Below are 18,733 nucleotides of genomic sequence, written 5' to 3' on the forward strand. Positions count from 1 at the left end.
TATAGCGCCTGTGAATGAAGCGCACTGAGTGGGTCAGTACAGCGCGGCAGGCGGCAGGAAACGTCAGTCTTTGCCGCTCTGGGCGCTGTCTTTGGCGGGTCTGAGTGCCGACACGGCCACGCCCTGCATATAGCCCGCGCCGTCCTCGCCCAGCACGTCTACGCTGGCGGTCAACGGGTGCAACTTGACCACTTTTCCGCACGCGCCGGACTCGGTGTGGCACACTCTGGCGTTTTTGCGCGGCATTTCTTTGAGGAGGTCAACGTACTGCGTGTGCTCGTATTGGAGGCAGCACAGCAAGCGGCCACATGGCCCGCTGAGTTTTTCGGGATTGAGCGGCAACTGCTGGTCGCGGGCCATCCGGATGCTGACCGGCGCAAATTCTTGCAGGTGATTCGACGAGCAGTTCTCGCGCCCGCACGCACCGAGCGCTCCGATAATCTGGGCTTGCTCACGTGGGCCGATGGCCACGAAATTGACTCTGGCTTTGGTCTGCTCGCGCAGGTCCTGAATCAGGTGGCTGAGTTCGAGGCGCTCCTCGGCGCTGTAGCTGACCGTAACCAAACTGCCGTCTAAGGTAAACTCCACCGCCACGATTTTGACCGGCAGGGCGCGGTCACGGGCGCGGGCACGCAAAAACCACTTGAGGTCTTCGCCGGCCTGCTCCAGCCGGGTCCAGTCGCTGAGGTCTTCTTGGGTGGCGGCCCGCAAAATCATGCCGTAGCGGGCGCTGCCTTCCGGCTGAGCCGCGCCGCGCACGGTGGCGACTTCGGGGCCGCGTTTGCCCTGCACAACCACTCGGCTGTTCACCGGGTGTTGGTTCTCGGTGAGCATAGAGTGAAGTTTGGGGCTGCGTTCAAAACGAATCGGCTGAATCCACACGTTGAACCTAAGATGACACGCCGGAGCGGCGGGCGTGGGGGGGCGGGTCACGAAGGAGCGGGGAAGAGGGAGCGTAGATTGTGAGGAAAGCCCCGCTTGCCGCCGCCTATGTGCCACCTGAACGCCGATCAAAGCGCCGCCACCGAGCGTGATCAACTCAAGGAGCGTGTTTATGTCTCAAGCTGATTCTGCCCCGCCCAACACCAATCCCGACGCCCCTGAACGCGCTTACAGCGACTTTACGCGGAGCCTGAGTTACGGCGACTACTTGCGGATCGATACCCTGACCAGCGCCCACCAGCCGGTGACGCAGGCGCACGACGAGCATTTGTTTATCGCCGTGCACCATATATCGGAAGTCTGGCTGAACCTGATCGTGCAGGAGTTGCGGGCGGCCATGACGCTACTCTCGGCAGGCGTGACCGACGCGCCGCTGAAGATGCTCAGCCGGGTGGTGCGGGCGCAGGAGCAGATGACCAACGCTTGGGAAGTGCTCAAAACCATGACGCCCGCCGATTACTTGCAGTTTCGCAGCGCGTTCGGGCGGGCCTCGGGTTTTCAGTCGGCGCAGTACCGGATGATGGAATTTTTGCTGGGCAACCGCAACGCCACGTTGCTGCGCCCGCACCAGCACCGACCTGACCTCTACGGCCTGCTGGAAGCTGCCCTGAACGCGCCGAGCTTGTATGACCTGGCCCTGCGTCTGCTCTCCGAGCGCGGCTTAGCCATTGCGCCGAGCGTGCTGGAGCGCGACTTTGCCCAGCCCTACGTCCAAAATGACGAGGTGCTGGCCGCTTGGCTGACCGTCTACCGCGATCCTGAGCGCTACTGGGACGTGTACGAGCTGGCCGAGAAGCTGATTGACGTGGAAGATAACTTCCGGCGCTGGCGATTTAACCACCTGACCACCGTGGAGCGCACCATCGGCTTTAAGACCGGCAGTGGCGGTACCAGCGGCGTGGGGTATCTGCGAAAGGCGCTGGACACGGTGCTGTTTCCTGAGCTGTGGCAGGTGCGAACGGAGCTGTAGGCGGGGGGAGCAAGTGGCGCTCAGGCCCGCTTGAACGCCACCTGACCGCCTACAATCGTCAGCATCGGCCAGCCTTTCAAATCCTGGCCTACCCAGGGGTTGAATTTGGCTTTGCTCTTGAAGGTGGCGGGGTCAACCGGGCGCACCGTCTCCAAATCCAGCAGGGTGAAGTCGGCGGGTTGCCTGGCTTCCAGACTCGGCGCGGGCCAGCCCAGCACGCGGGCCACGTCCACGGTTAGCAGTTCCACGATTTTTTGCAGGCCCAGTTCGGCCCCAAAGTTCGTCCATAGCAGCGGAAAGGCAATCTCGATGTAGGCGATGCCCGACGGTGCTTGCAATAGGTCGAGTTCCTTCTCGGCGCGGGTGTGCGGGGCGTGGTCGGTGGCGAGGCAGTCCACGCTGCCGTCTTTGAGGCCCGCCAGCAAAGCCTGGGCGTCACTTTGGGTGCGGAGCGGCGGCGCAACCTTGTAGACTGCGTCAAAGCTCCGCAGCGCTTCGTCGGTGAGCAGCAGGTGGTGGGGGCAGACCTCGCAGGTGATGTTGACGCCCTGCGCTTTAGCGGCCTTAACCAGCTCCAGAGCGCGGCCCGTAGACAGGTGCTGGATGTGCAGCCGCCCGCCGGTCATGCGGCAGATTTCAATATCACGGGCGATGCGGGCCGCTTCCGCCGCCGCCGGATTGCCGGGCAGCCCCAGCGCCTCGCTGACTGGCCCCTCGTTCATCACGCCGCCCGCCCGCAAGCTGGCGTCCTCGGCGTGCACGCTGACCACTTTGCCCAGCGAGTGCGCGTACTCCAGCCCCAGCCGCAGCGTGCGGGCGTTCTCGTTGGTGCGTCCGTCGTCGGTAAACACGGCGGCTCCGGCTTCGGCCAGCAGCGCGAGTTCGGCCAGTTGCTCGCCATCTTGTCCCCGTGTTAGGGCGGCGGCGGGGCGCAGGCGGGCAAAGCCGAGCGCGGCGGCCTTGTCGATCAAGGCACGGACGATGGCGGGGTTATCGACCACCGGCACGGTGTTGGGCATACTGATGACCGTCCCGTAGCCGCCCGCAGCCGCAGCCGCGAGGCCTGAGGTGAGGTCTTCTTTTTGCTCCTGCCCCGGCTCGCGTAGGTGGGCATGCGGCTCGATGAAGGCGGGCACGATGGTCGCGCCGTTGCCGTCTAGGGTTTGGCCTTCAAGATTCAGATTCCAACCTTTAATCAGGCCGTTTTCTATGGTCAAAGTTTCGGAGGTATTGGAGCTTGGGCGGCGGATGTTGGTGATGGTTAGTATCATTTGAACTCCATAACATAGAGCGAGAACGATTATTTCTAATCGTCGTAAAAAATAATTCTTTTATTTTCTGCATCCCAGACGCAAAAGCGGACCGTTTTAGAACTGCCGAGATCAAGATAAACAACGTGATCGTTGTTTAGATCTACAACAGGTTCTTTAAGAATAGAGTGCCCATGTACGGAATAAGTCAGTGCAGGAAAAAAGTTGGTAGGTAACGGGTGCAATCCCAGTTCTGGACTATCCCAGATGTAGCCATTATCCAAAATATTGTCCGCCGTGAGGCCCAAGCTGGGGCGGGCGGCATGGGCGCAGAGCATTTCACCTTCTACGCAATAAGGGCGAGCAAGCAGAGCAAAACGTTCCATATCCCGAATCAGTTCGGGCAGGCCTTCGGAGGCATCTTCATACTGAGACACCAGTTCGGCTTCCTCACTGCGGAACCAGTCTTCTCGTTGAGTTTCTTCAAGACGCAATCCCTCATCCCAGACCCAGTATTCGTGATTTCCCCAAAGTAAAGTTGCCCGGCCAGCTTCGGCCCAAGCTAGCGCCATTTGGAGACAGGTGCGCGAATCTGGCCCCCGGTGAATCAGATCGCCCAGCAGGATCAGAGAACGGTCTGAGAAATGCTTGTCCACCCACACAAGGAATTGCGGGCAGCCATGTACATCTGGCACAACGATTGATTGTCTTACCCTGACGCTTTCCAAGGTCTTATGCCCGTCCCACCAGCAAGTGATACAGCGTGCTCATCCTGACCGCCTGCCCATTTTCCACCTGCGCCAGAATGCGGCTGCGCGGGCCGTCAGCGACCTCGCTGCTGATCTCCACGTCTCTGTTCATCGGCCCCGGATGCAGCACTACCGCTTCATTGGGTGCAAAGGCCAGCAAGTCCTCGCCCACCTGATACACCCGTGCATAATCTTGCAAGCTGCCCACGTACCCAGCGTCCATCCGCTCTTGCTGGAGCCGCAGCGCCATCACTGCGTCGGCGTTCCTGACGGCTTCGCGGGGGTCAGTGGTCAGCGTGACGCCCTCGGCGGCCAGTTCACGCGGCAGTAGAGTGGCTGGGCCACACAAAATGACCTTCGCGCCCAGCTTGGGCAGCAGTTCGGCGTTGCTGCGGGCCACCCGCGAGTGGCGCACGTCACCGATAATCGCCACCGTTTTTCCTTCCAGCGTGCCGAACTCGCGCCGGATGGTGTAGGCGTCCAGCAGCGCCTGAGTGGGATGCGCCCGCCGTCCGTCGCCCGCGTTGATGACCGGCTTGCCGCTGTAGCGGGCCACCAGATGCGCCGCCCCCGCCGCTTGATGCCGCACCACAAAGGCGTCCACCTTGTAGGCGGTCAGCACCTCGATGGTGTCGCGAATGCTCTCGCCCTTGGTCACGCTGCTCGCGCCCGCTGCGAAGCTCACCACGTCGGCGCTCATCCGCCTCGCCGCCAGTTCAAAGCTGACGCGGGTACGGGTGGAGTTTTCAAAAAAGACGGTGCAGACGGTCAGGCCTTGCAGCGCCGGAACCTTTTTCACGGGCCGGTCAAGCACCTGCATCATGGTGTCGGCGTTGTCCAGCAGCGCGTTGAGCCGCTCGGCGCTCCAGTCTTGAAAGTCCAGCAGGTGTTTGGGTTTACTTGATAAGGCGTTCACTGCTGCGCCGCCTGAACTTCTTCGAGGTCCCACAGTTCTACGCCGTCTGTGCCGTCGGTTTCTTGCAGCTTGACCTTGACCACTTCGCTTTTGGCGGTGGGCAGGTTCTTGCCGACGTAATCGGCCCGAATCGGCAGTTCGCGGTGGCCCCGGTCGACCAGTACGGCCAGCTGAATGCCTTCCGGACGGCCCAGATCGATCAAAGCGTCCAACGCGGCCCTCACGGTGCGCCCGGTGTACAGCACGTCGTCCACCAGAACCACGCGGCGGCGGTCCAGGTCAAATGGCACCTCGGTTTCGCGGATGATCGGCTGCTTGGCAATTTCGCTCAAATCGTCGCGGTAAAGCGTAATGTCCAGCCGTCCCAGCGGCACGTCCACGCCTTCGAGCTGTTGTAATTTGGCTGCGAGGCGGGCGGCAATCGGGATGCCCCGCGTGTGAATGCCGATCAGCGCGAGGTTTTCTGCGCCTTTGTTGCGCTCCAAAATCTCATGGGCAATTCGGGTCAGGGCGCGGCGCATCTCGTCGGCGCTCAGGATAGAAGCTTTCACGCTTTGCCGTCTTCCAAACGGCAAAAAAACGGGCCGTCCATCTCATCATGGCGGCAGGTCAGGGCTGTGTCTAAAGCGGTCATCTTGCTCCTTTTGGGCCTCACAGGGCCGCGTTAAAAGTGCGGAGGGGTTTGGATTGTCCGAACTTGGGGCGCTCGGGCCGCTTTGCAGCATAGCGCAGAAAGAGAAAGGGGTGTCAGGCAGCAGGGGGCTTTTGGGGACTTTGAAAGGTGCGCCACGTCGAGAAGCCGCCGACGAACAGCATCACCGCGATAAAGAAATAAACCCACACCGGCAAATCGTGTCCGGCCACCAGAACGTATAAATAAGCGCCGATAAAGAGCAGGCCGGTGATCAGCATCGGCAGCAGGGTAGAGCGCTTTTGCCGCCAGCGCCGCAGCCACCAAGCGCTTGAGACGGCGAAGAAGGGCATGCTCCCAAAGTACAGCACCCCAAAAATCACTGGATTGACGCCGTAGCGCTCAGCCAGCGCGTTGACGGTCATCAGCAGGGATTCGAGCATGGTTGAGCTTATAACGTGCCGCCTCAGCCCCGCCTCAACCGCCGCATATAAAACCACAGGCTCGTGGTGATCAGCCCCAAGCCGGGTATGCCGTAAGTTGCAGTTTGAGATGACGAGCCGTTTTGCTCAGCGTCGCGTCTGTTGCGTTCCATTTGCTTCAGGAGCTGATCGCTTTTGGCTTTCGCTGCTGCTCTGTCAGCCGTTCGCGCCGCCACATCAACAGCTTCGCCAGCGCACAGCATCAATTTGCCGCCCCCGTCACCGGCCCGCCACAGACCAAAAATATGCTTGCTTTCATTGTCGGCCCGCCACATCACGGTGGTGTCTTGTGGCTGTGGTTGCCCAACAGCCACCGCCTGAAGGCCCGCGCTGCTCAGCCAACTGTTGAGGCTTTGGGTCGCTGCGCCGCCATCTTGATACAGGAACAGAGCGTGATCTTGGCAAGTAATGCCTTGCTCATCGGCCATCTGATCAAAATACCCGCCTTTCCTCAGGCCGTTCATTTCAGCATTGAGTTCAACGTCTAAAGACTGGAGACTGGGCAAAGTGGTGGGCAAGCTCGGTGAGGCATAAGCCCAGCTCAGCGTGAGCAGCAGGGCGACGAACGGTTGACGTAAAGTGAAGCGGGACATGAATGTCACTTTAACCAAGTCGGTGTCAGCACCAAGTCTTTCTCCATTGGGGGCATTGCCCCGCTGTCTTTTCGCTCAACCCGCGCTACCCTGCTGGCCGTGACTGCCCGTCCTCATCCTCTTGCCGCCCGCACCCGCCAAACCCTGCTCAGCGCCGAAGACGTGCGCGTGATGTACGGCGAGCGCGTGATTTTGCGCTCTGTCAGCTTGCAAGTCTCTGGCGGCGAGCGGCTGGCGCTCTTGGGCCGCAACGGCGCGGGCAAAACCACCTTGCTGCGGGTGCTGGCAGGCGAGCGCCGCAGTGACGACGGCTCGGTGTGGCGCTCGGAGGGTCTGCGCCTCTCGGTGCTGGATCAACAGCCGCTGTACCAAGCTGGCGTGACGGTGCAGGAACTGACCGCCGCCGCCAACCCGTACCAAGCCGCCGTCACCGAACTGCGCGAACTTGAGCATGATCTCTCCGACCCCGCCAAGTTGGAGCGCTGGAGCGCCGTGCAGCACCGCTTGGAGGACCTCGACGCCTACGCCTGGTCTGCCCGCGCCGCCCGCACGCTGGCCATGCTCGACCTGACCCGCTTTGATATCAGAGAAGCCGCGACCCTCAGCGGCGGCGAAACCACCCGCCTGAGCTTGGCGCTGTGTCTGCTGACTGAGCCGGACCTCTTGTTGCTTGACGAACCCACCAACCACCTCGATATTCGAATGCGCGAGTGGCTGGAAAATTGGCTGATTTCGTTTGGTGGGGCCGTCATTTTGACCAGCCATGACCGCGAGTTTCTGGACAAAGTGGCGCTGCGCAGCTTGTGGATAGAAGACGGCGAGGCCACGTCTTACCCCGGCGGCTACACCCGCGCCCGTCAGCTCCGGGGCCAGGAACGCCAAGCCAAAAGCAAAGCCGCTCGCCTCAGCCGCCGTGAAGCCGGGAGGTTGGAAGGCAGCGCCGAGCGGCTCGACGTGTGGGGCCGCCGCTCACGCTCGGTCAAAAGCCGCGCCGAGCGCTTGGAGTTGATCGACGCCCCGCAACCCGAACGCGCCCTCAGGATGCGGCTGTTGGCCGGCCAATCGCGGGCCAAGCTGCTGCTGTGGGCCGAGCATGTGGGGCGCAGCTACCAGGGCAATACACCTGTAAAAAACGTGATTCTAGAAAATGTCTCGCTCAAGCTGCGCCAAGGCGACCGGGTGGCCCTGATGGGAGCAAACGGCACCGGCAAAACCACTTTGCTCAAACTGCTGTCCGGCGAACTGCACCCCGATCCGGCCCCGGCAGGCGAAGCGTCGGGTGTACTGAGGCTGGCCGCTGGCGTCACGCTAGCGAGCTTGGATCAGACCTGGCATGGCCTGAGTCCAGACCAGCCGCTTCACGCTCAATTTGAAGAGCGCTTCGGCAACCGGGCGGGGGCGCTGCTGGGCCGCGCCGGATTTTCCAGTTTGGACTGGCCCAAAACACCCCACGAGTTGTCAGGCGGTGAGCGGGCGCGGGCGGGCCTGGCCCTCGTCAGCGCTCTCAGGGCCGATCTGCTGCTGCTCGACGAACCCACCAACCACCTCGACGTGGAGGCCTTGGAAGCGCTGGAAGCCGCTGTTCACGCTTACGGCGGCGCAGTCGTGATCGTCACGCATGACCGCCGCTTTGCCCGCGAAGTCAGCAACCGGCTGTGGCTGATTGAAGACGGCCACCTCAAGGAAGTGGAAGGCTGGGGCAGCCGCGTCACGCTTGACCCGGCCAGGAGTCTGGAAGGCGACCCGCCGCCGCCGCCCCCGCCGCCGAGCGCCCGCGAACGGATGGGCCAAACCGAAGCGCGGCTCAGGGTGATTGATCAAGAACTCAATGCGTCCACGCACGCGCCGCTGACCCAGCGAGAAGAAGGAAGGCTGCGCTCCGAGCGCCACCGCCTGCGCTTGGCGTTGCTTGACCTTTACGCCGAGGTTTACGCCGCGCCGCAGTTTGATATTGAAGTGCGCGAAAAGCACTTGAGGGTGCGTGGCCAGCACCTCGAGCAAGGTGGCATGTTCTGGGCCGGCTGCGACGAAATGTGTGGGCATTTCGCTTGGGACGGCTCGACCTTGCGCCTCATGGGCTTGGCTCCGGCGTGGTACGCCGCCGACTTGCTGGGCGGGACGCTGCGTATTTTGTTTGAACATTGGCAGGTGGGGCGCGTGCAGCTCGGCGAAGGCGGGAGGGTGCTGAGTCGGCGCAAATACTTTGAGTTGATCGGAATGGTCAAAAGCTAAAACTGCTTTCCTGCTTTTTCTATGAGCCGCACACCCCAACCTAAAAAAGCCCACCCCGAAAGGTGAGCTGTCGTTTAAAAAAATTAAAAAAGTAAGGTTTACTGCGCGGCGTTCGCGGCGTTGGCGCGGTTGATCGCCTTGGCGAGGCGGCTCTTTTTGCGAGCAGCCGTATTTTTGTGCATGGTGCTGCCCTTGGCGGCTCTATCGAGCAGGCTCTCGGCCTTGCGCTGTAATTCCTGCGCGTCGGCGGCGCTGGTGGTCGCAGCTACGACGGCTTTCTTGGTAAAAGTCTTGATGGTGCTCTTGCGGCTGCGGTTGATCATGCGGCGCTTGAGGCTCTGGCGGTGGCGCTTCTGGGCGGACTTGTGACGTAAAGCCATGTTGATTCTCTCTTTCTCCGCGTATACGGAGCGGTTCCGGTGCTGCTCTTTCGGAACACGGGGCGTCGGGGGCAGTGTCCCTGCCTGGCCCGCGCACATGCCTAAGCGCAAACGCTCAAGAATGGACAGCCTCTTCAATTTAAGGAAAAGGCAACTTTGAAAGTTTACACGTCTTGCTTAAAGCTTGCAAGTTTTAGGATGGGAAGATGTTCGGTTCCCGTAAGTCTTACCGCTCAGACTCAGGCGATTCACCCGCCGAGAAGCCGCCCGCCCGCCCCAAGACGCCGGAAGAGCAGCAGGCCGCTTTGATGGAATATGCCCTGCGTGCTTTGTCGGCCCGTGCGCTGAGCGCTGCCGAGCTGCGCGGCAAACTCGCCAAGCGCAGCGAAGACGAAGACCAGATTGAGGCCGTGCTGGAGCGCCTTATTGAGCTGCGCTACTTGGACGACTCGCAGGTGGCCCGCATCGAAGGCCAGCGGCGCGGCGTGGGCGCTTACCGGGTGCGGGCACGCCTCAAGCAGCGCGGCGTGGACGAAGAACTGATTGCCGAGACTTTGCAAGCCCGCGACCCCGAAGAAGAAGTCGAGCAGGCCCGCGCCCTGCTGGAGCGCCGTCTGAGCAGTATCCGGCGCGGTAACAACCCCAAAGCTAAAGCCTACGGCCTGCTGGCGCGGCGCGGCTACGGTGGCGAGGTGATTCGGCGGGCACTGGAGGGGCTCGACTGGACTGCGGACGCCGGTGACGAAAGCTGGCTGGGCGAAGAGGACGAAGGGAACTAGACGGAGTGGGCTGGGCGGAGCGAACTGGGCGCAGCCGCGCTTGACACCCTCCCAGCACGCCGCTAGACTGGCTTCCGCACGAAAACTGCTTGGCGGTGAGTAAGCGCGTGGTTCGGGGCGTAGCGCAGCCTGGTAGCGCACGTCGTTCGGGACGACGGGGTCGGAGGTTCGAATCCTCTCGCCCCGACCACATGAAAAGCCTTCCCGACACTGCCCTTGCGGCACTGGGAAGGCTTTTTTCGTGTGGCCCGCCGCGCCGTTTTGTAGGATTGTTCTCTGGAGTGTTTATGCGTGTATTTGCCATCGCTGATCTGCACCTTGCCTTCGTGACGCCCAAGCCGATGACGGTCTTCGGTGCGCAGTGGGCCGGGCATCCGCAGGCCATTTTCGAGCAGTGGCGTAGGGAAGTACGCGCAGACGACCTGGTGCTGCTGCCCGGCGATTTGTCGTGGGCCATGCGCCTGCCCGACGCCGTCACCGACCTCGCTCCGGTGGCTGAGTTGCCCGGCACCAAAGTGCTGCTGCGCGGCAACCACGATTACTGGTGGCCCACCATCAGCCGCCTGCGCTCGGCGCTGCCCACCGGCATGTTCGCGGTGCAAAACGACGCCCTGAGGTTCGGTGAGGTGGGTCAGGGCAACATCGTGGTGTGCGGCACACGCGGCTGGATCACTCCCGCCTCGGAAGCGTTCGGCCCCGACGACACCAAGATTTATGCCCGCGAAGCGGAGCGGTTGCGCCTCTCGCTAGAAGCGGCCCGCAAACTCGCCGACGACACCACCCAGACGCTGCTGATGCTGCACTACCCGCCGACCGGCCCGCAGTTTGCCGCCACCGCCTTCACCGAGCTGATCGATGAATACCGCCCCGATCAGGTGCTGTACGGCCACTTGCACGGCCTGCCTTTGGACCGCAGTTTGCAAAGCTGGAAAGGCATTCCCACGCACTTGGTGGCCGCAGACGTGCTGCGGTTTAAGCCCAAGCTGATTGTCGGGTAAGGGTTACAGCCCCCGTTTCGCCAACCAGATCATGTGCCTTGCTCCCTTGCCGGGACGGGCGCGGGCGACTTTTTCTTCCACCGCGTAGCCCGCTTCGCGCAGCCTGCGGGTAAAGCGGGTGTTTTTTTCGGCAGACCAGATCGCCAGCACACCGCCGGCTCTCAGGGCCGTTTTGGTCGCCGCCAGTCCTCTGAGTGAATAGAGCTGCTCGTTTTCCGGGTGGGTCATGGCGTCGGGGCCGTTGTCCACGTCCAGCAAAATGGCGTCGTAGGCGTCCCGGCTGCTGCGAATCAGTGCGCCCACGTCACCGACATGCACCCGGCTGCGCGAATCGGCCAGCGGGTTTCCGGCGCACTCACCCAGCGGCCCACGGTTCCACTCGATGACGCCCGGCACCAGTTCGGCCACCGTCACCGCCGCTGCCGGGCCGAGCGTGGTCAGCGCCGCCGCCAGGGTAAAGCCCATGCCCAGCCCGCCGATCAACACGCTGGCGTCCGCTCCGCGCAGATGTTGGCAGCCCCACTCGGCCAGCAGGTCTTCGGAAAAGTGCATCCGGCTGTTCATCAGCTCGCTGACGTAGCCGGAAATCTGGATCGAGAATTCGTCGCCGCGCCGAGACAAAATCAGGCTCTCGTCGCTGCCGGGAATGGGGGCGCGGCCGATTTGGAGAAAGGGGGTCATTCTTAAGGCTCTATCGGCCCAGTGGACATCGGATAGCTGCCGATAATCTTGGCGAAGCTGGCCTTGCGCAGCACGCTGCCGAGCGCCGCTGAAATCTCGGGGTCGCCCGCGTCGCCTTCAAAGTCCACGTGAATCAGGTAGCTCCAGGCCCGGTCTTTGCGGGGGCGAGAAACAATACTGGACATGTTCAGGCCGCGCAACTGGTTGAGGGTTTCCATCAGTGAGCCGGGGGTGTGGCGCACCGCGAAGACGATGCTGGTCTTGTACGGCCCCTCACTCGGCAGCGCTTCGCGGTGAGACAGCACCAGAAAGCGGGTGAAGTTAAACGGCTCGTCCTCGATGCCGCTTTGCAGCACTTCTAAGCCGTAGAGTTTGGCGGCCCGCTTGGAAGCGATCACGCCCTCGTCGCGTGCGCCGCGTCCGGCCAGGTCTTTGGCACTGCCCGCCGTGTCGTAGGCGGCCACCGGCGTCAGGTGGTGCTTTTTCATGAACTCGGTGCATTGGTCGAGGGCCGGTTGCTGCGAGTAGACCCGTTTGATGTCAGTCAGCAATACGCCGGGCAAGGCCATCATGGCGTGTGAAACCCGCACCACCACTTCCTTGGTGACGTGCAAATCCGTTTCGGCCAGCAGGTCGATGGATTGCAAAATAGAGCCCATCAAGCTGTTTTCAACCGGCAACACCGCCAGGTCAGCCTGGCCGCTGGTGACCGCTTCCAGCACTTCATGAAAGGTGGCGTAGCCGTGAACGGCAGCATTCTCGGCGCTGTTTAGCGCGGCAATTTCGCTGTATGAGCCGGGATTGCCCTGATACGCCACTTTGACGGCGGTCTCCGGGTGGGGCAGGGCGTCTTCGGGAAGGCTCATGGTCATGGATGAAGCCTAGCGCAAGGTGGGCGGCTGGGGGCGGCTGCGCTAGGCTCAGGCTATGCCTGTTTCCCCTCTGCTTGAGCTGGACGCCACCGATCTGATCGCCGCCGTTGCCGCCAACACCGCCAGCGCCGAGGAAGTCACGCAGCTGTATTTGAGCCGCATTGAAGCGCTCAATCCGCAGCTGCACGCGGTCATTGCTGTTAACCCGCAGGCGCTGAGCGACGCCGCCGCGCTGGATCAACTCAGTGCCGAGCAGCGCGGCAAGCTGCACGGCCTGCCGATCCTGATCAAAGACAACATCGACGTGGCGGGCCTCCCGACCACGGCGGGCAGCGCTCTGATGAAGGACAACGTTGCGGCCACGGACGCGCCCTTGGTCGCCAAGTTGCGGGCGGCGGGCGCGGTGATTTTGGGCAAAGCCAACCTGACCGAGTGGGCCAACTTCATGACGGTGGAGATGCCCAACGGCTACTCGTCGCGCGGCGGGCAAACCATGAACCCCTGGAAGGCCGGGGCCGATACCGGCGGCAGCAGCTCCGGCAGCGGCGCGGCAGTGGCGGCAAGGCTCACGCCCGCCGCCATCGGCACCGAAACCAGCGGCAGCATTTTGTCTCCGGCCCACCAAAACGGCGTGATCGGGCACAAGCCGACGGTGGGGCTGATTTCGCGCAGCGGCATCGTGCCGATTTCGCCTTCGCAGGACACGGCGGGGCCGATGACCCGCACCGCCCGCGACGCGGCCCTGATTGCCAGCGTGCTGGCCGAGCCGGACGCAGAGCCTCAGGTTTTCGAGCTTCAACCCGGCGCTCTCAAGGGCGCAAAAATTGGCGTGATGCGCGGCGGTTTTTGGAAGGGCCTCAAGCCCGAGCAACTGGAACGGCTTAACAACGCGCTGGAAGTGCTGAAGGCGGGCGGCGCGGTGCTCCATGACGTTGACCTGCCCACCGAAAGCGAACTCAGAGCGGCGGGTTTTGAAGCGCTGCTTTATGAATTCAAGCCTGCGCTCAACCGCTACCTGGCTGGGGTGACTTCTGGGCCGAGCAGCCTAGCGGCGGTGATCGAAGCCTCCGACGCGGATCCAAAGACCTTGCAGCGCTACGGCATGGTTCTCTTGCAAGCGGCGCAGTCGACCAAAGGCGACCTCTCCGAGCGGGCTTACAAGCAGGCGCGGGCCAAGGATCTGGACTTGGCCGGCGAGCGGGGACTGTTTCCCCTCTTTGCCGAATACGACGCGCTGATTTTCCCGTATTACAGCGGGTACTCGGTGGCGGCCAAAGTGGGCCTGCCCAGCGTCAACGTGCCGATCGGCCTCGCAGCTGGCCTGCCCACCGGCCTGCAACTGTGCGGCCCCGCGTGGAGCGACGCCCGCTTGCTGAGCCTCGCCGCCGACTTACACGAGCGGCTGGGCGGGTTCGTGGCCGCGCCGGAAGCGGCTGAATCTACTGAGGGGTCTACTGCCGGATAAGGTTTGCTGGAAAGCTAAAGGCTTTTGTGTACTCACCGGGCCGGGGCAGCGGGTATTGTGTTGGCTATGACGCTGACCCTTCTGGTGGCCACGCCGCAACTGCGCGGCAGCGTGTTTGAGCGCGGCGTTTTGCTGATGCTGGACGAACAAAACGGAGCGCTGGGCGTCATGCTCAATCAACCCAGCGGCGTACGCATTGGCGAGTTGCTGCCGGAGGCTGGGCCGTCCGCCGCCTTCCTCCCGGCTTACAACGGCGGCCCGGTGGAGCGCTCGGCGGGCTGGTGCCTTTATACCGAGGCGACGGGGCAACTCCAAGAACATCAGCTGGCGGACGGGCTATGGCTCTCGCGTGACCGCGACGTGCTGGCCGAGCTGCTTTCGGGCGATCAGGCGTTTTACCTGCTGCTCGGCTACGCGGGATGGGCACCCGGCCAACTCAAGCGTGAGGAGCAAGAAGGCAGTTGGCTGTGGGGTGAAGTCAGCGCTGAAGATTTGGCCGAACTGCTGTGGCGCACTTCCGACGAAGCCAAATGGGACGCCGCGCTGAAACTTCTCGGTACGCCGCCGGAAAACGTGGTGGGTGGAGCGCAGGCTTAGCGGGAGTGATCAGAAAGGAGTGGCCAACTCGCAGCGCACTCCAGTGCCCACGACCACTTTGGGCGCAAGATTGAGCGGCACTAAGAGCAGCAAAAGGAGAGCAGATGACGTTAGAACAAATCAAACTGGGCACGCAGGGGCTGGTGGTCAGCCGTTTGGGCCTCGGCTGCATGGGCATGAGTCAGTCGTACGGCACGGCGGCTTCGGGGAGCGCCGACGAGGCGGAGAGCCTGCGGGTCTTTGGAGTGGCGCTGGACGCGGGCCTGACCTTCTTTGACACCGCCGACATGTACGGCGTCGGCAAAAACGAAGAACTGGTGGGCCGGGCGCTCGGCAAAGTCAGAGACCGGGTCATCATCGCCACCAAGTTTGCCCTGATGCGCGGCCCTAACGGCGAAATGCTGGGCATCAACGGACGGCCCGAGTATGTTCATTCGGCAGTGGACGCCAGCCTCAAGCGTCTGGGCATGGATTACATCGATTTGTACTACCAGCACCGGGTCGACCCCAACGTGCCGATTGAAGAGACGGTGGGCGCGATGGCCGAACTGGTGCAGGCGGGCAAGGTGCGTTACTTGGGCTTGTCTGAGGCCACCCCCGAGCAGATTCGCCGCGCCCACAAGGTTCACCCGATCACCGCCCTGCAATCTGAGTACAGCTTGTGGAACCGCCAACCGGAAGAAGAAATTTTGCCCACCGTAACTAAACTGGGCATCGGCTTCGTGCCGTACAGCCCGCTGGGACGCGGCTTCCTGACCGGCGAGCTCAAATCGCCGGACGATTTTGCCCCCAACGACTTTCGCCGCAACAACCCACGTTTTCAGGGCGAGAACTTCCAGAAAAATCTCAAGTTGGTTCAAGCGGTCGAACGGATGGCCAAAGAAAAAGGCGTCAGCACCGCGCAACTGGCTCTGGCATGGGTGCTGGCACAGGGCCACGACCTCGCCCCGATTCCCGGCACCAAGCGGGTCAAGTACCTTGAAGATAACCTCGCTGCCCTGAAAGTGGAACTGAGTGCGGGTGAGTTGCAGCGTCTCGCAGAGATCGCGCCGGTGGGTGTGGCGGCGGGAGCGCGGTACTGAGAGGCGGTGGGAGGGGTGTAGAAACAGCAACTCTAAACTGACCCTTGAATTTTTCATCAAGGGGTCGAGTGCTGGGTTGCTGTTTTTTAACCTTCCCGCTTGAGAGGGGAAGTGAAAGGAGAGCGCCTCTCTCGCAAGACTTTGAAGACGTTTTTCACGTCCGGCGTACTCCTGCTGCCCGCCGCTCCGAACTGACGCCAAATGAGAGGATCGTCAGGCATTCGCCAGGCCGGGGCGGGGTATGCTGGAGGACGCTTATGGACGACTCCCAACATGCGACAGTGATGTACGGCGGCAACGCGGCTTTTGTGGAAGCGCTGTACGAGGCTTACCTCACCGACCCGGCCAGCGTGGATAGCGACTGGCGCAGTTATTTTGACGATGTGCGCGGCGGGATACGTGAAACCGCCCACACCGAAATTCAGCAGCGTTTCTATGACTTGGGCCGCAACCGCTTGAGGGCGGGCGCGGCACCCACCGAAAGTGGCGGCGAGAATCTCAGCGCAGCCCAGCAAGCGGCGGGCGCACTGATCAGCGCTTACCGCGTCTACGGCCACATCAGCGCTTCCAAAAACCCGCTGACCATTCGTCCGCCCGCCGTCGTGCCGGAACTGACGCCGGAGTACTACAACCTCAGCGCCCAAGATTTGATGACGCCGGTCAAGGAAGGCCACTTCAGCGGCAGCTTGCAGGGCGTCATCGATCAGCTTGAGCAAAGTTACTGCGGCCCGATTGGCTTTGAGTTTTCCTACCTGCCTTCCGCCGAGCGTGAGTGGTTCCAGCAGCGCATCGAAGCTTCCAAAGGGCGGGGCAGTTACACCACCGAGCAAAAAAAGCGCATTTACGACAAGCTCAACGCTGCCGAGGGCTTAGAAAAATACCTGCATCAGCGCTATGTGGGCCAAAAGCGGTTCTCGTTGGAAGGCGGCGAAGCTTTTATTCCGCTGATGGACGCCCTGATTCAGGGCAGCGGCCTCGTCGGCATCAAAGAAACGGTTATCGGCATGGCCCACCGTGGCCGCCTCAACGTCTTGGTCAACATTTTCGGCAAAAAACCCGCCGACCTCTTCGATGAATTCGAAGGCAAAAAAGTGCTTTCGGACGACCCCGACGTGGCCGGTGACGTGAAGTACCACATGGGTTTTTCCAGCGACGTGCGAACCAATGGCGGCCCGATGCACCTGGCGCTGGCCTTTAACCCCTCGCACCTCGAAATCGTCTCGCCTGTGGTTCACGGCAGCGTCCGCGCCCGCCAAGATCACCGCGACGACACCGAGCGCAAGCAGGTCTTGCCGATCACCATTCACGGCGACGCGGCGGTGGCCGGGCAAGGCGTGGTCATGGAAACGCTGAACCTCTCTCGCCTGCGCGGGTTTTCCACCGGCGGCGCGGTTCGGATTGTCATCAACAACCAGATCGGTTTCACTATCTCCGACCCGCGCGATACCCGCAGCAGCCGCTACTGCACCGACATCGCCAAAATCGCCAACGCGCCGGTGATGCACGTCAACGGCGACGACCCCGAAGCGGTGGTGTACGCCGGCGAGCTGGCACTGGCTTACCGTCAGGAGTTCGGCAAAGACGTGTTCGTCGATTTGATCTGCTTTCGGCGGCACGGCCACAACGAAGGCGATGATCCGACCATGACCCAGCCGATCATGTACCGCGAAATCAAGACGCACCCCGGTACCCGCGCCCTGTACGCTAAAGTCTTGGAAAAAGAAGGCGTGCTCAGAGCGGGCGAGGAAGCCGACATGATCACCAACTTCCGCGACAAGCTCGACGCGGGCGCGTCGGTGGTCACCGAAGTCGCCAACGAGGAGCAGAGCAAGCTGGCGATCAATTGGGGCCGCCACCTCGGCACCCACTGGACGGACGACGCCGAAACGCAGGTCAGCGCCGAGCGGATTGCCAAGTTGGGCGAGTCGCTGAGCAGCGTGCCGGAGGGCTTCATACCTCACCGCGCGGTGGAGCGCGTGCTCAAAAACCGCCGTGAGATGAGCCTCGGTGAGCAGCCGGTGGACTGGGGCATGGGCGAAACTCTGGCCTACGCCACCCTCTTGGAAGATGGCTTCGACATCCGGCTAGACGGCCAGGACGCCGGGCGCGGCACTTTCGTGCACCGCCACGCCGTGCTGCACGACCAATCGGCCACCGACACCCAAAACGAAGAGTACATGCCGCTGGCGCATTTGCCCGGCACCACTTGCCGCATTGAAGTCATCGATTCCACGTTGTCAGAAGAAGCGGTGCTGGCTTTCGAATACGGCTACTCGACCAGCGCTCCCGAAAGCCTGGTGATCTGGGAAGCCCAGTTCGGCGACTTTGCCAACGGCGCACAAGCGGTCATCGACCAGTTTGTCAGCGCGGGCGAAAGCAAATGGCAGCGGCTCTCGGCCCTGACCCTGCTGTTGCCGCACGGCTACGAAGGCCAAGGCCCTGAACACAGCTCGGCCCGCTTGGAGCGCTACCTCCAGCTCTGTGCCCAGAAGAACATGCAAGTGGTGGTGCCCAGCAGTGCTTCGCAGATTTTCCACTTGCTGCGCCGCCAGATGATCCGGGCTTACCGCAAGCCGCTGATTATCATGTCGCCCAAGAGTTTGCTGCGCAACAAAGCCGCCATGTCGCCGCTTTCGGACTTCACCGACGGCAAGTTCTATGAAGTCATCGGGGACACCAGCAAGCCCGCCGCCCGCCGGGTGGTCATCAGCAGCGGCAAGCTGCACTGGGAGCTGACCGAAACCCGTCAGAAGGCCGAGGACGATGGTCAGCCGCTTGACGTGGCGCTTATCCGACTCGAGCAGCTCTACCCCTTCCCCGGCAAGCTGCTGGCGCAAGAACTTGAGAAATACCCCGGCGCGGACGTGATCTGGGCGCAGGAAGAACCACAAAATCAGGGCGCGTGGCTGATGCTCCGTGACGACTTGGACGCCGCCCTGCAACCCGGCCAGACTCTGACCTACGCCGGACGCTCCCGCAGCGCCAGTACGGCGGTGGGGTACAAGCAGATGCACGACAAGCAGCAGGCCCAACTGATTCGGGACGCCCTCGGCGCTCAGGTCGAAGTCGAGCAGAGCCGTCCCAAAAAAGAAGCCACGCCGCAGTCGTAAGGCT

At 62.3% G+C, this 18,733-nt stretch carries 18 protein-coding genes and 1 tRNA gene; 9 read left to right on the forward strand and 10 right to left on the reverse strand.

All coding sequences use genetic code 11. The annotated features are described in order from the left end of the window. Nucleotides 1-63 precede the first annotated feature (63 nt). A complete protein-coding gene (locus FNU79_RS01770) occupies nt 64-834 on the reverse strand; it encodes a PSP1 domain-containing protein (RefSeq protein ID WP_143719169.1) in 771 nt (256 codons plus the stop codon). A 220-nt stretch (nt 835-1,054) separates the two neighbouring features. On the opposite strand from FNU79_RS01770, the gene kynA reads away from it, so the two are divergent. Next, nucleotides 1,055-1,912 (forward strand): tryptophan 2,3-dioxygenase, encoded by an 858-nt coding sequence (gene kynA, locus FNU79_RS01775; RefSeq protein WP_143719170.1) that lies wholly within the window; start codon nt 1,055-1,057, stop codon nt 1,910-1,912. A 20-nt stretch (nt 1,913-1,932) separates the two neighbouring features. Here kynA and FNU79_RS01780 read toward each other — a convergent pair whose 3' ends face one another. The 6 genes from FNU79_RS01780 to FNU79_RS01805 form a co-directional block, all read right to left on the reverse strand. Then, entirely contained in the window at nt 1,933-3,183 is a 1,251-nt protein-coding gene (locus FNU79_RS01780) for a dihydroorotase (RefSeq protein ID WP_143719171.1), read from the reverse strand. A gap of 35 nt (nt 3,184-3,218) precedes the next feature. Then, nucleotides 3,219-3,857, reverse strand: a complete 639-nt coding sequence (locus FNU79_RS01785) for a metallophosphoesterase (protein WP_225429832.1) — start codon at nt 3,855-3,857, stop codon at nt 3,219-3,221. 37 nt (nt 3,858-3,894) lie between these two features. Next, nucleotides 3,895-4,827: an aspartate carbamoyltransferase catalytic subunit gene (locus FNU79_RS01790; RefSeq protein WP_143719173.1), complete on the reverse strand. Its 933-nt coding sequence runs from the start codon at nt 4,825-4,827 to the stop codon at nt 3,895-3,897. Further along, on the reverse strand, nt 4,824-5,378 hold the full coding sequence (gene pyrR, locus FNU79_RS01795) for a bifunctional pyr operon transcriptional regulator/uracil phosphoribosyltransferase PyrR (RefSeq protein ID WP_225429811.1): 555 nt from the start codon (nt 5,376-5,378) through the stop codon (nt 4,824-4,826). The genes FNU79_RS01790 and pyrR overlap by 4 nt, the downstream gene beginning before the upstream one ends. 196 nt (nt 5,379-5,574) lie before the next feature. Then, entirely contained in the window at nt 5,575-5,901 is a 327-nt protein-coding gene (locus FNU79_RS01800; protein ID WP_143719174.1) for a hypothetical protein, read from the reverse strand. A 23-nt stretch (nt 5,902-5,924) separates the two neighbouring features. Beyond that, complete coding sequence (locus FNU79_RS01805) at nt 5,925-6,533, reverse strand: hypothetical protein (RefSeq protein ID WP_143719175.1); 609 nt, start codon at nt 6,531-6,533, stop codon at nt 5,925-5,927. A gap of 99 nt (nt 6,534-6,632) precedes the next feature. Between FNU79_RS01805 and FNU79_RS01810 the strand changes: the two genes are divergently transcribed. Next, complete coding sequence (locus FNU79_RS01810) at nt 6,633-8,765, forward strand: ABC-F family ATP-binding cassette domain-containing protein (protein ID WP_404825749.1); 2,133 nt, start codon at nt 6,633-6,635, stop codon at nt 8,763-8,765. A 98-nt stretch (nt 8,766-8,863) separates the two neighbouring features. On the opposite strand, the gene rpsT is transcribed toward FNU79_RS01810, so the two are convergent. Beyond that, nucleotides 8,864-9,145 (reverse strand): 30S ribosomal protein S20, encoded by a 282-nt coding sequence (gene rpsT, locus FNU79_RS01815; RefSeq protein ID WP_143719176.1) that lies wholly within the window; start codon nt 9,143-9,145, stop codon nt 8,864-8,866. A gap of 206 nt (nt 9,146-9,351) precedes the next feature. Between rpsT and FNU79_RS01820 the strand changes: the two genes are divergently transcribed. The 3 genes from FNU79_RS01820 (at nt 9,352) to FNU79_RS01830 (ending at nt 10,922) form a co-directional block, all read left to right on the forward strand. Next, the gene (locus tag FNU79_RS01820; RefSeq protein ID WP_143719177.1) at nt 9,352-9,924 is read left to right on the forward strand and encodes a RecX family transcriptional regulator; all 573 of its coding nucleotides are present in this window, start codon (nt 9,352-9,354) and stop codon (nt 9,922-9,924) included. Between the two features lie 113 nt (nt 9,925-10,037). Then, nucleotides 10,038-10,114 (forward strand) — tRNA-Pro (locus tag FNU79_RS01825). A 97-nt stretch (nt 10,115-10,211) separates the two neighbouring features. Further along, complete coding sequence (locus tag FNU79_RS01830; protein WP_185974577.1) at nt 10,212-10,922, forward strand: metallophosphoesterase; 711 nt, start codon at nt 10,212-10,214, stop codon at nt 10,920-10,922. A 3-nt stretch (nt 10,923-10,925) separates the two neighbouring features. Here the strand turns inward: FNU79_RS01830 and FNU79_RS01835 are convergent, their stop codons facing one another. Together FNU79_RS01835 and FNU79_RS01840 are read right to left on the reverse strand one after the other, a co-directional pair. After that, nucleotides 10,926-11,603, reverse strand: a complete 678-nt coding sequence (locus tag FNU79_RS01835) for a spermidine synthase (RefSeq protein WP_143719179.1) — start codon at nt 11,601-11,603, stop codon at nt 10,926-10,928. 2 nt (nt 11,604-11,605) lie between these two features. Continuing rightward, nucleotides 11,606-12,475: a prephenate dehydratase gene (locus FNU79_RS01840; RefSeq protein WP_124869993.1), complete on the reverse strand. Its 870-nt coding sequence runs from the start codon at nt 12,473-12,475 to the stop codon at nt 11,606-11,608. A 55-nt stretch (nt 12,476-12,530) separates the two neighbouring features. Here FNU79_RS01840 and FNU79_RS01845 point away from each other — a divergent pair, with 55 nt between their 5' ends. From FNU79_RS01845 to FNU79_RS01860, 4 genes are all read left to right on the forward strand, one after another. Next, nucleotides 12,531-13,940, forward strand: a complete 1,410-nt coding sequence (locus tag FNU79_RS01845) for an amidase family protein (RefSeq protein ID WP_143719180.1) — start codon at nt 12,531-12,533, stop codon at nt 13,938-13,940. A gap of 66 nt (nt 13,941-14,006) precedes the next feature. Beyond that, the gene (locus tag FNU79_RS01850; protein WP_143719181.1) at nt 14,007-14,537 is read left to right on the forward strand and encodes a YqgE/AlgH family protein; all 531 of its coding nucleotides are present in this window, start codon (nt 14,007-14,009) and stop codon (nt 14,535-14,537) included. Between the two features lie 104 nt (nt 14,538-14,641). Next, entirely contained in the window at nt 14,642-15,619 is a 978-nt protein-coding gene (locus FNU79_RS01855; RefSeq protein ID WP_143719182.1) for an aldo/keto reductase, read from the forward strand. Between the two features lie 257 nt (nt 15,620-15,876). Beyond that, nucleotides 15,877-18,729, forward strand: coding sequence for a 2-oxoglutarate dehydrogenase E1 component (locus FNU79_RS01860; RefSeq protein WP_143719183.1), 2,853 nt, complete (start codon nt 15,877-15,879; stop codon nt 18,727-18,729). Nucleotides 18,730-18,733: the final 4 nt, after the last annotated feature.

The sequence above is a fragment of the Deinococcus detaillensis genome (genome assembly GCF_007280555.1).
Lineage (GTDB): Bacteria > Deinococcota > Deinococci > Deinococcales > Deinococcaceae > Deinococcus > Deinococcus detaillensis.

Coding starts and splice junctions, on each gene's coding strand:
- FNU79_RS01770 (WP_143719169.1), bottom strand. CDS start 834: ATGCTCACCGAGAACCAACACCCGGTGAACAGCCGAGTGGTTGTGCAG.
- kynA (WP_143719170.1), top strand. CDS start 1,055: ATGTCTCAAGCTGATTCTGCCCCGCCCAACACCAATCCCGACGCCCCT.
- FNU79_RS01780 (WP_143719171.1), bottom strand. CDS start 3,183: ATGATACTAACCATCACCAACATCCGCCGCCCAAGCTCCAATACCTCC.
- FNU79_RS01800 (WP_143719174.1), bottom strand. CDS start 5,901: ATGCTCGAATCCCTGCTGATGACCGTCAACGCGCTGGCTGAGCGCTAC.
- FNU79_RS01805 (WP_143719175.1), bottom strand. CDS start 6,533: ATGTCCCGCTTCACTTTACGTCAACCGTTCGTCGCCCTGCTGCTCACG.
- rpsT (WP_143719176.1), bottom strand. CDS start 9,145: ATGGCTTTACGTCACAAGTCCGCCCAGAAGCGCCACCGCCAGAGCCTC.
- FNU79_RS01820 (WP_143719177.1), top strand. CDS start 9,352: ATGTTCGGTTCCCGTAAGTCTTACCGCTCAGACTCAGGCGATTCACCC.
- FNU79_RS01830 (WP_185974577.1), top strand. CDS start 10,212: ATGCGTGTATTTGCCATCGCTGATCTGCACCTTGCCTTCGTGACGCCC.
- FNU79_RS01835 (WP_143719179.1), bottom strand. CDS start 11,603: ATGACCCCCTTTCTCCAAATCGGCCGCGCCCCCATTCCCGGCAGCGAC.
- FNU79_RS01840 (WP_124869993.1), bottom strand. CDS start 12,475: ATGACCATGAGCCTTCCCGAAGACGCCCTGCCCCACCCGGAGACCGCC.
- FNU79_RS01845 (WP_143719180.1), top strand. CDS start 12,531: ATGCCTGTTTCCCCTCTGCTTGAGCTGGACGCCACCGATCTGATCGCC.
- FNU79_RS01850 (WP_143719181.1), top strand. CDS start 14,007: ATGACGCTGACCCTTCTGGTGGCCACGCCGCAACTGCGCGGCAGCGTG.
- FNU79_RS01855 (WP_143719182.1), top strand. CDS start 14,642: ATGACGTTAGAACAAATCAAACTGGGCACGCAGGGGCTGGTGGTCAGC.
- FNU79_RS01860 (WP_143719183.1), top strand. CDS start 15,877: ATGGACGACTCCCAACATGCGACAGTGATGTACGGCGGCAACGCGGCT.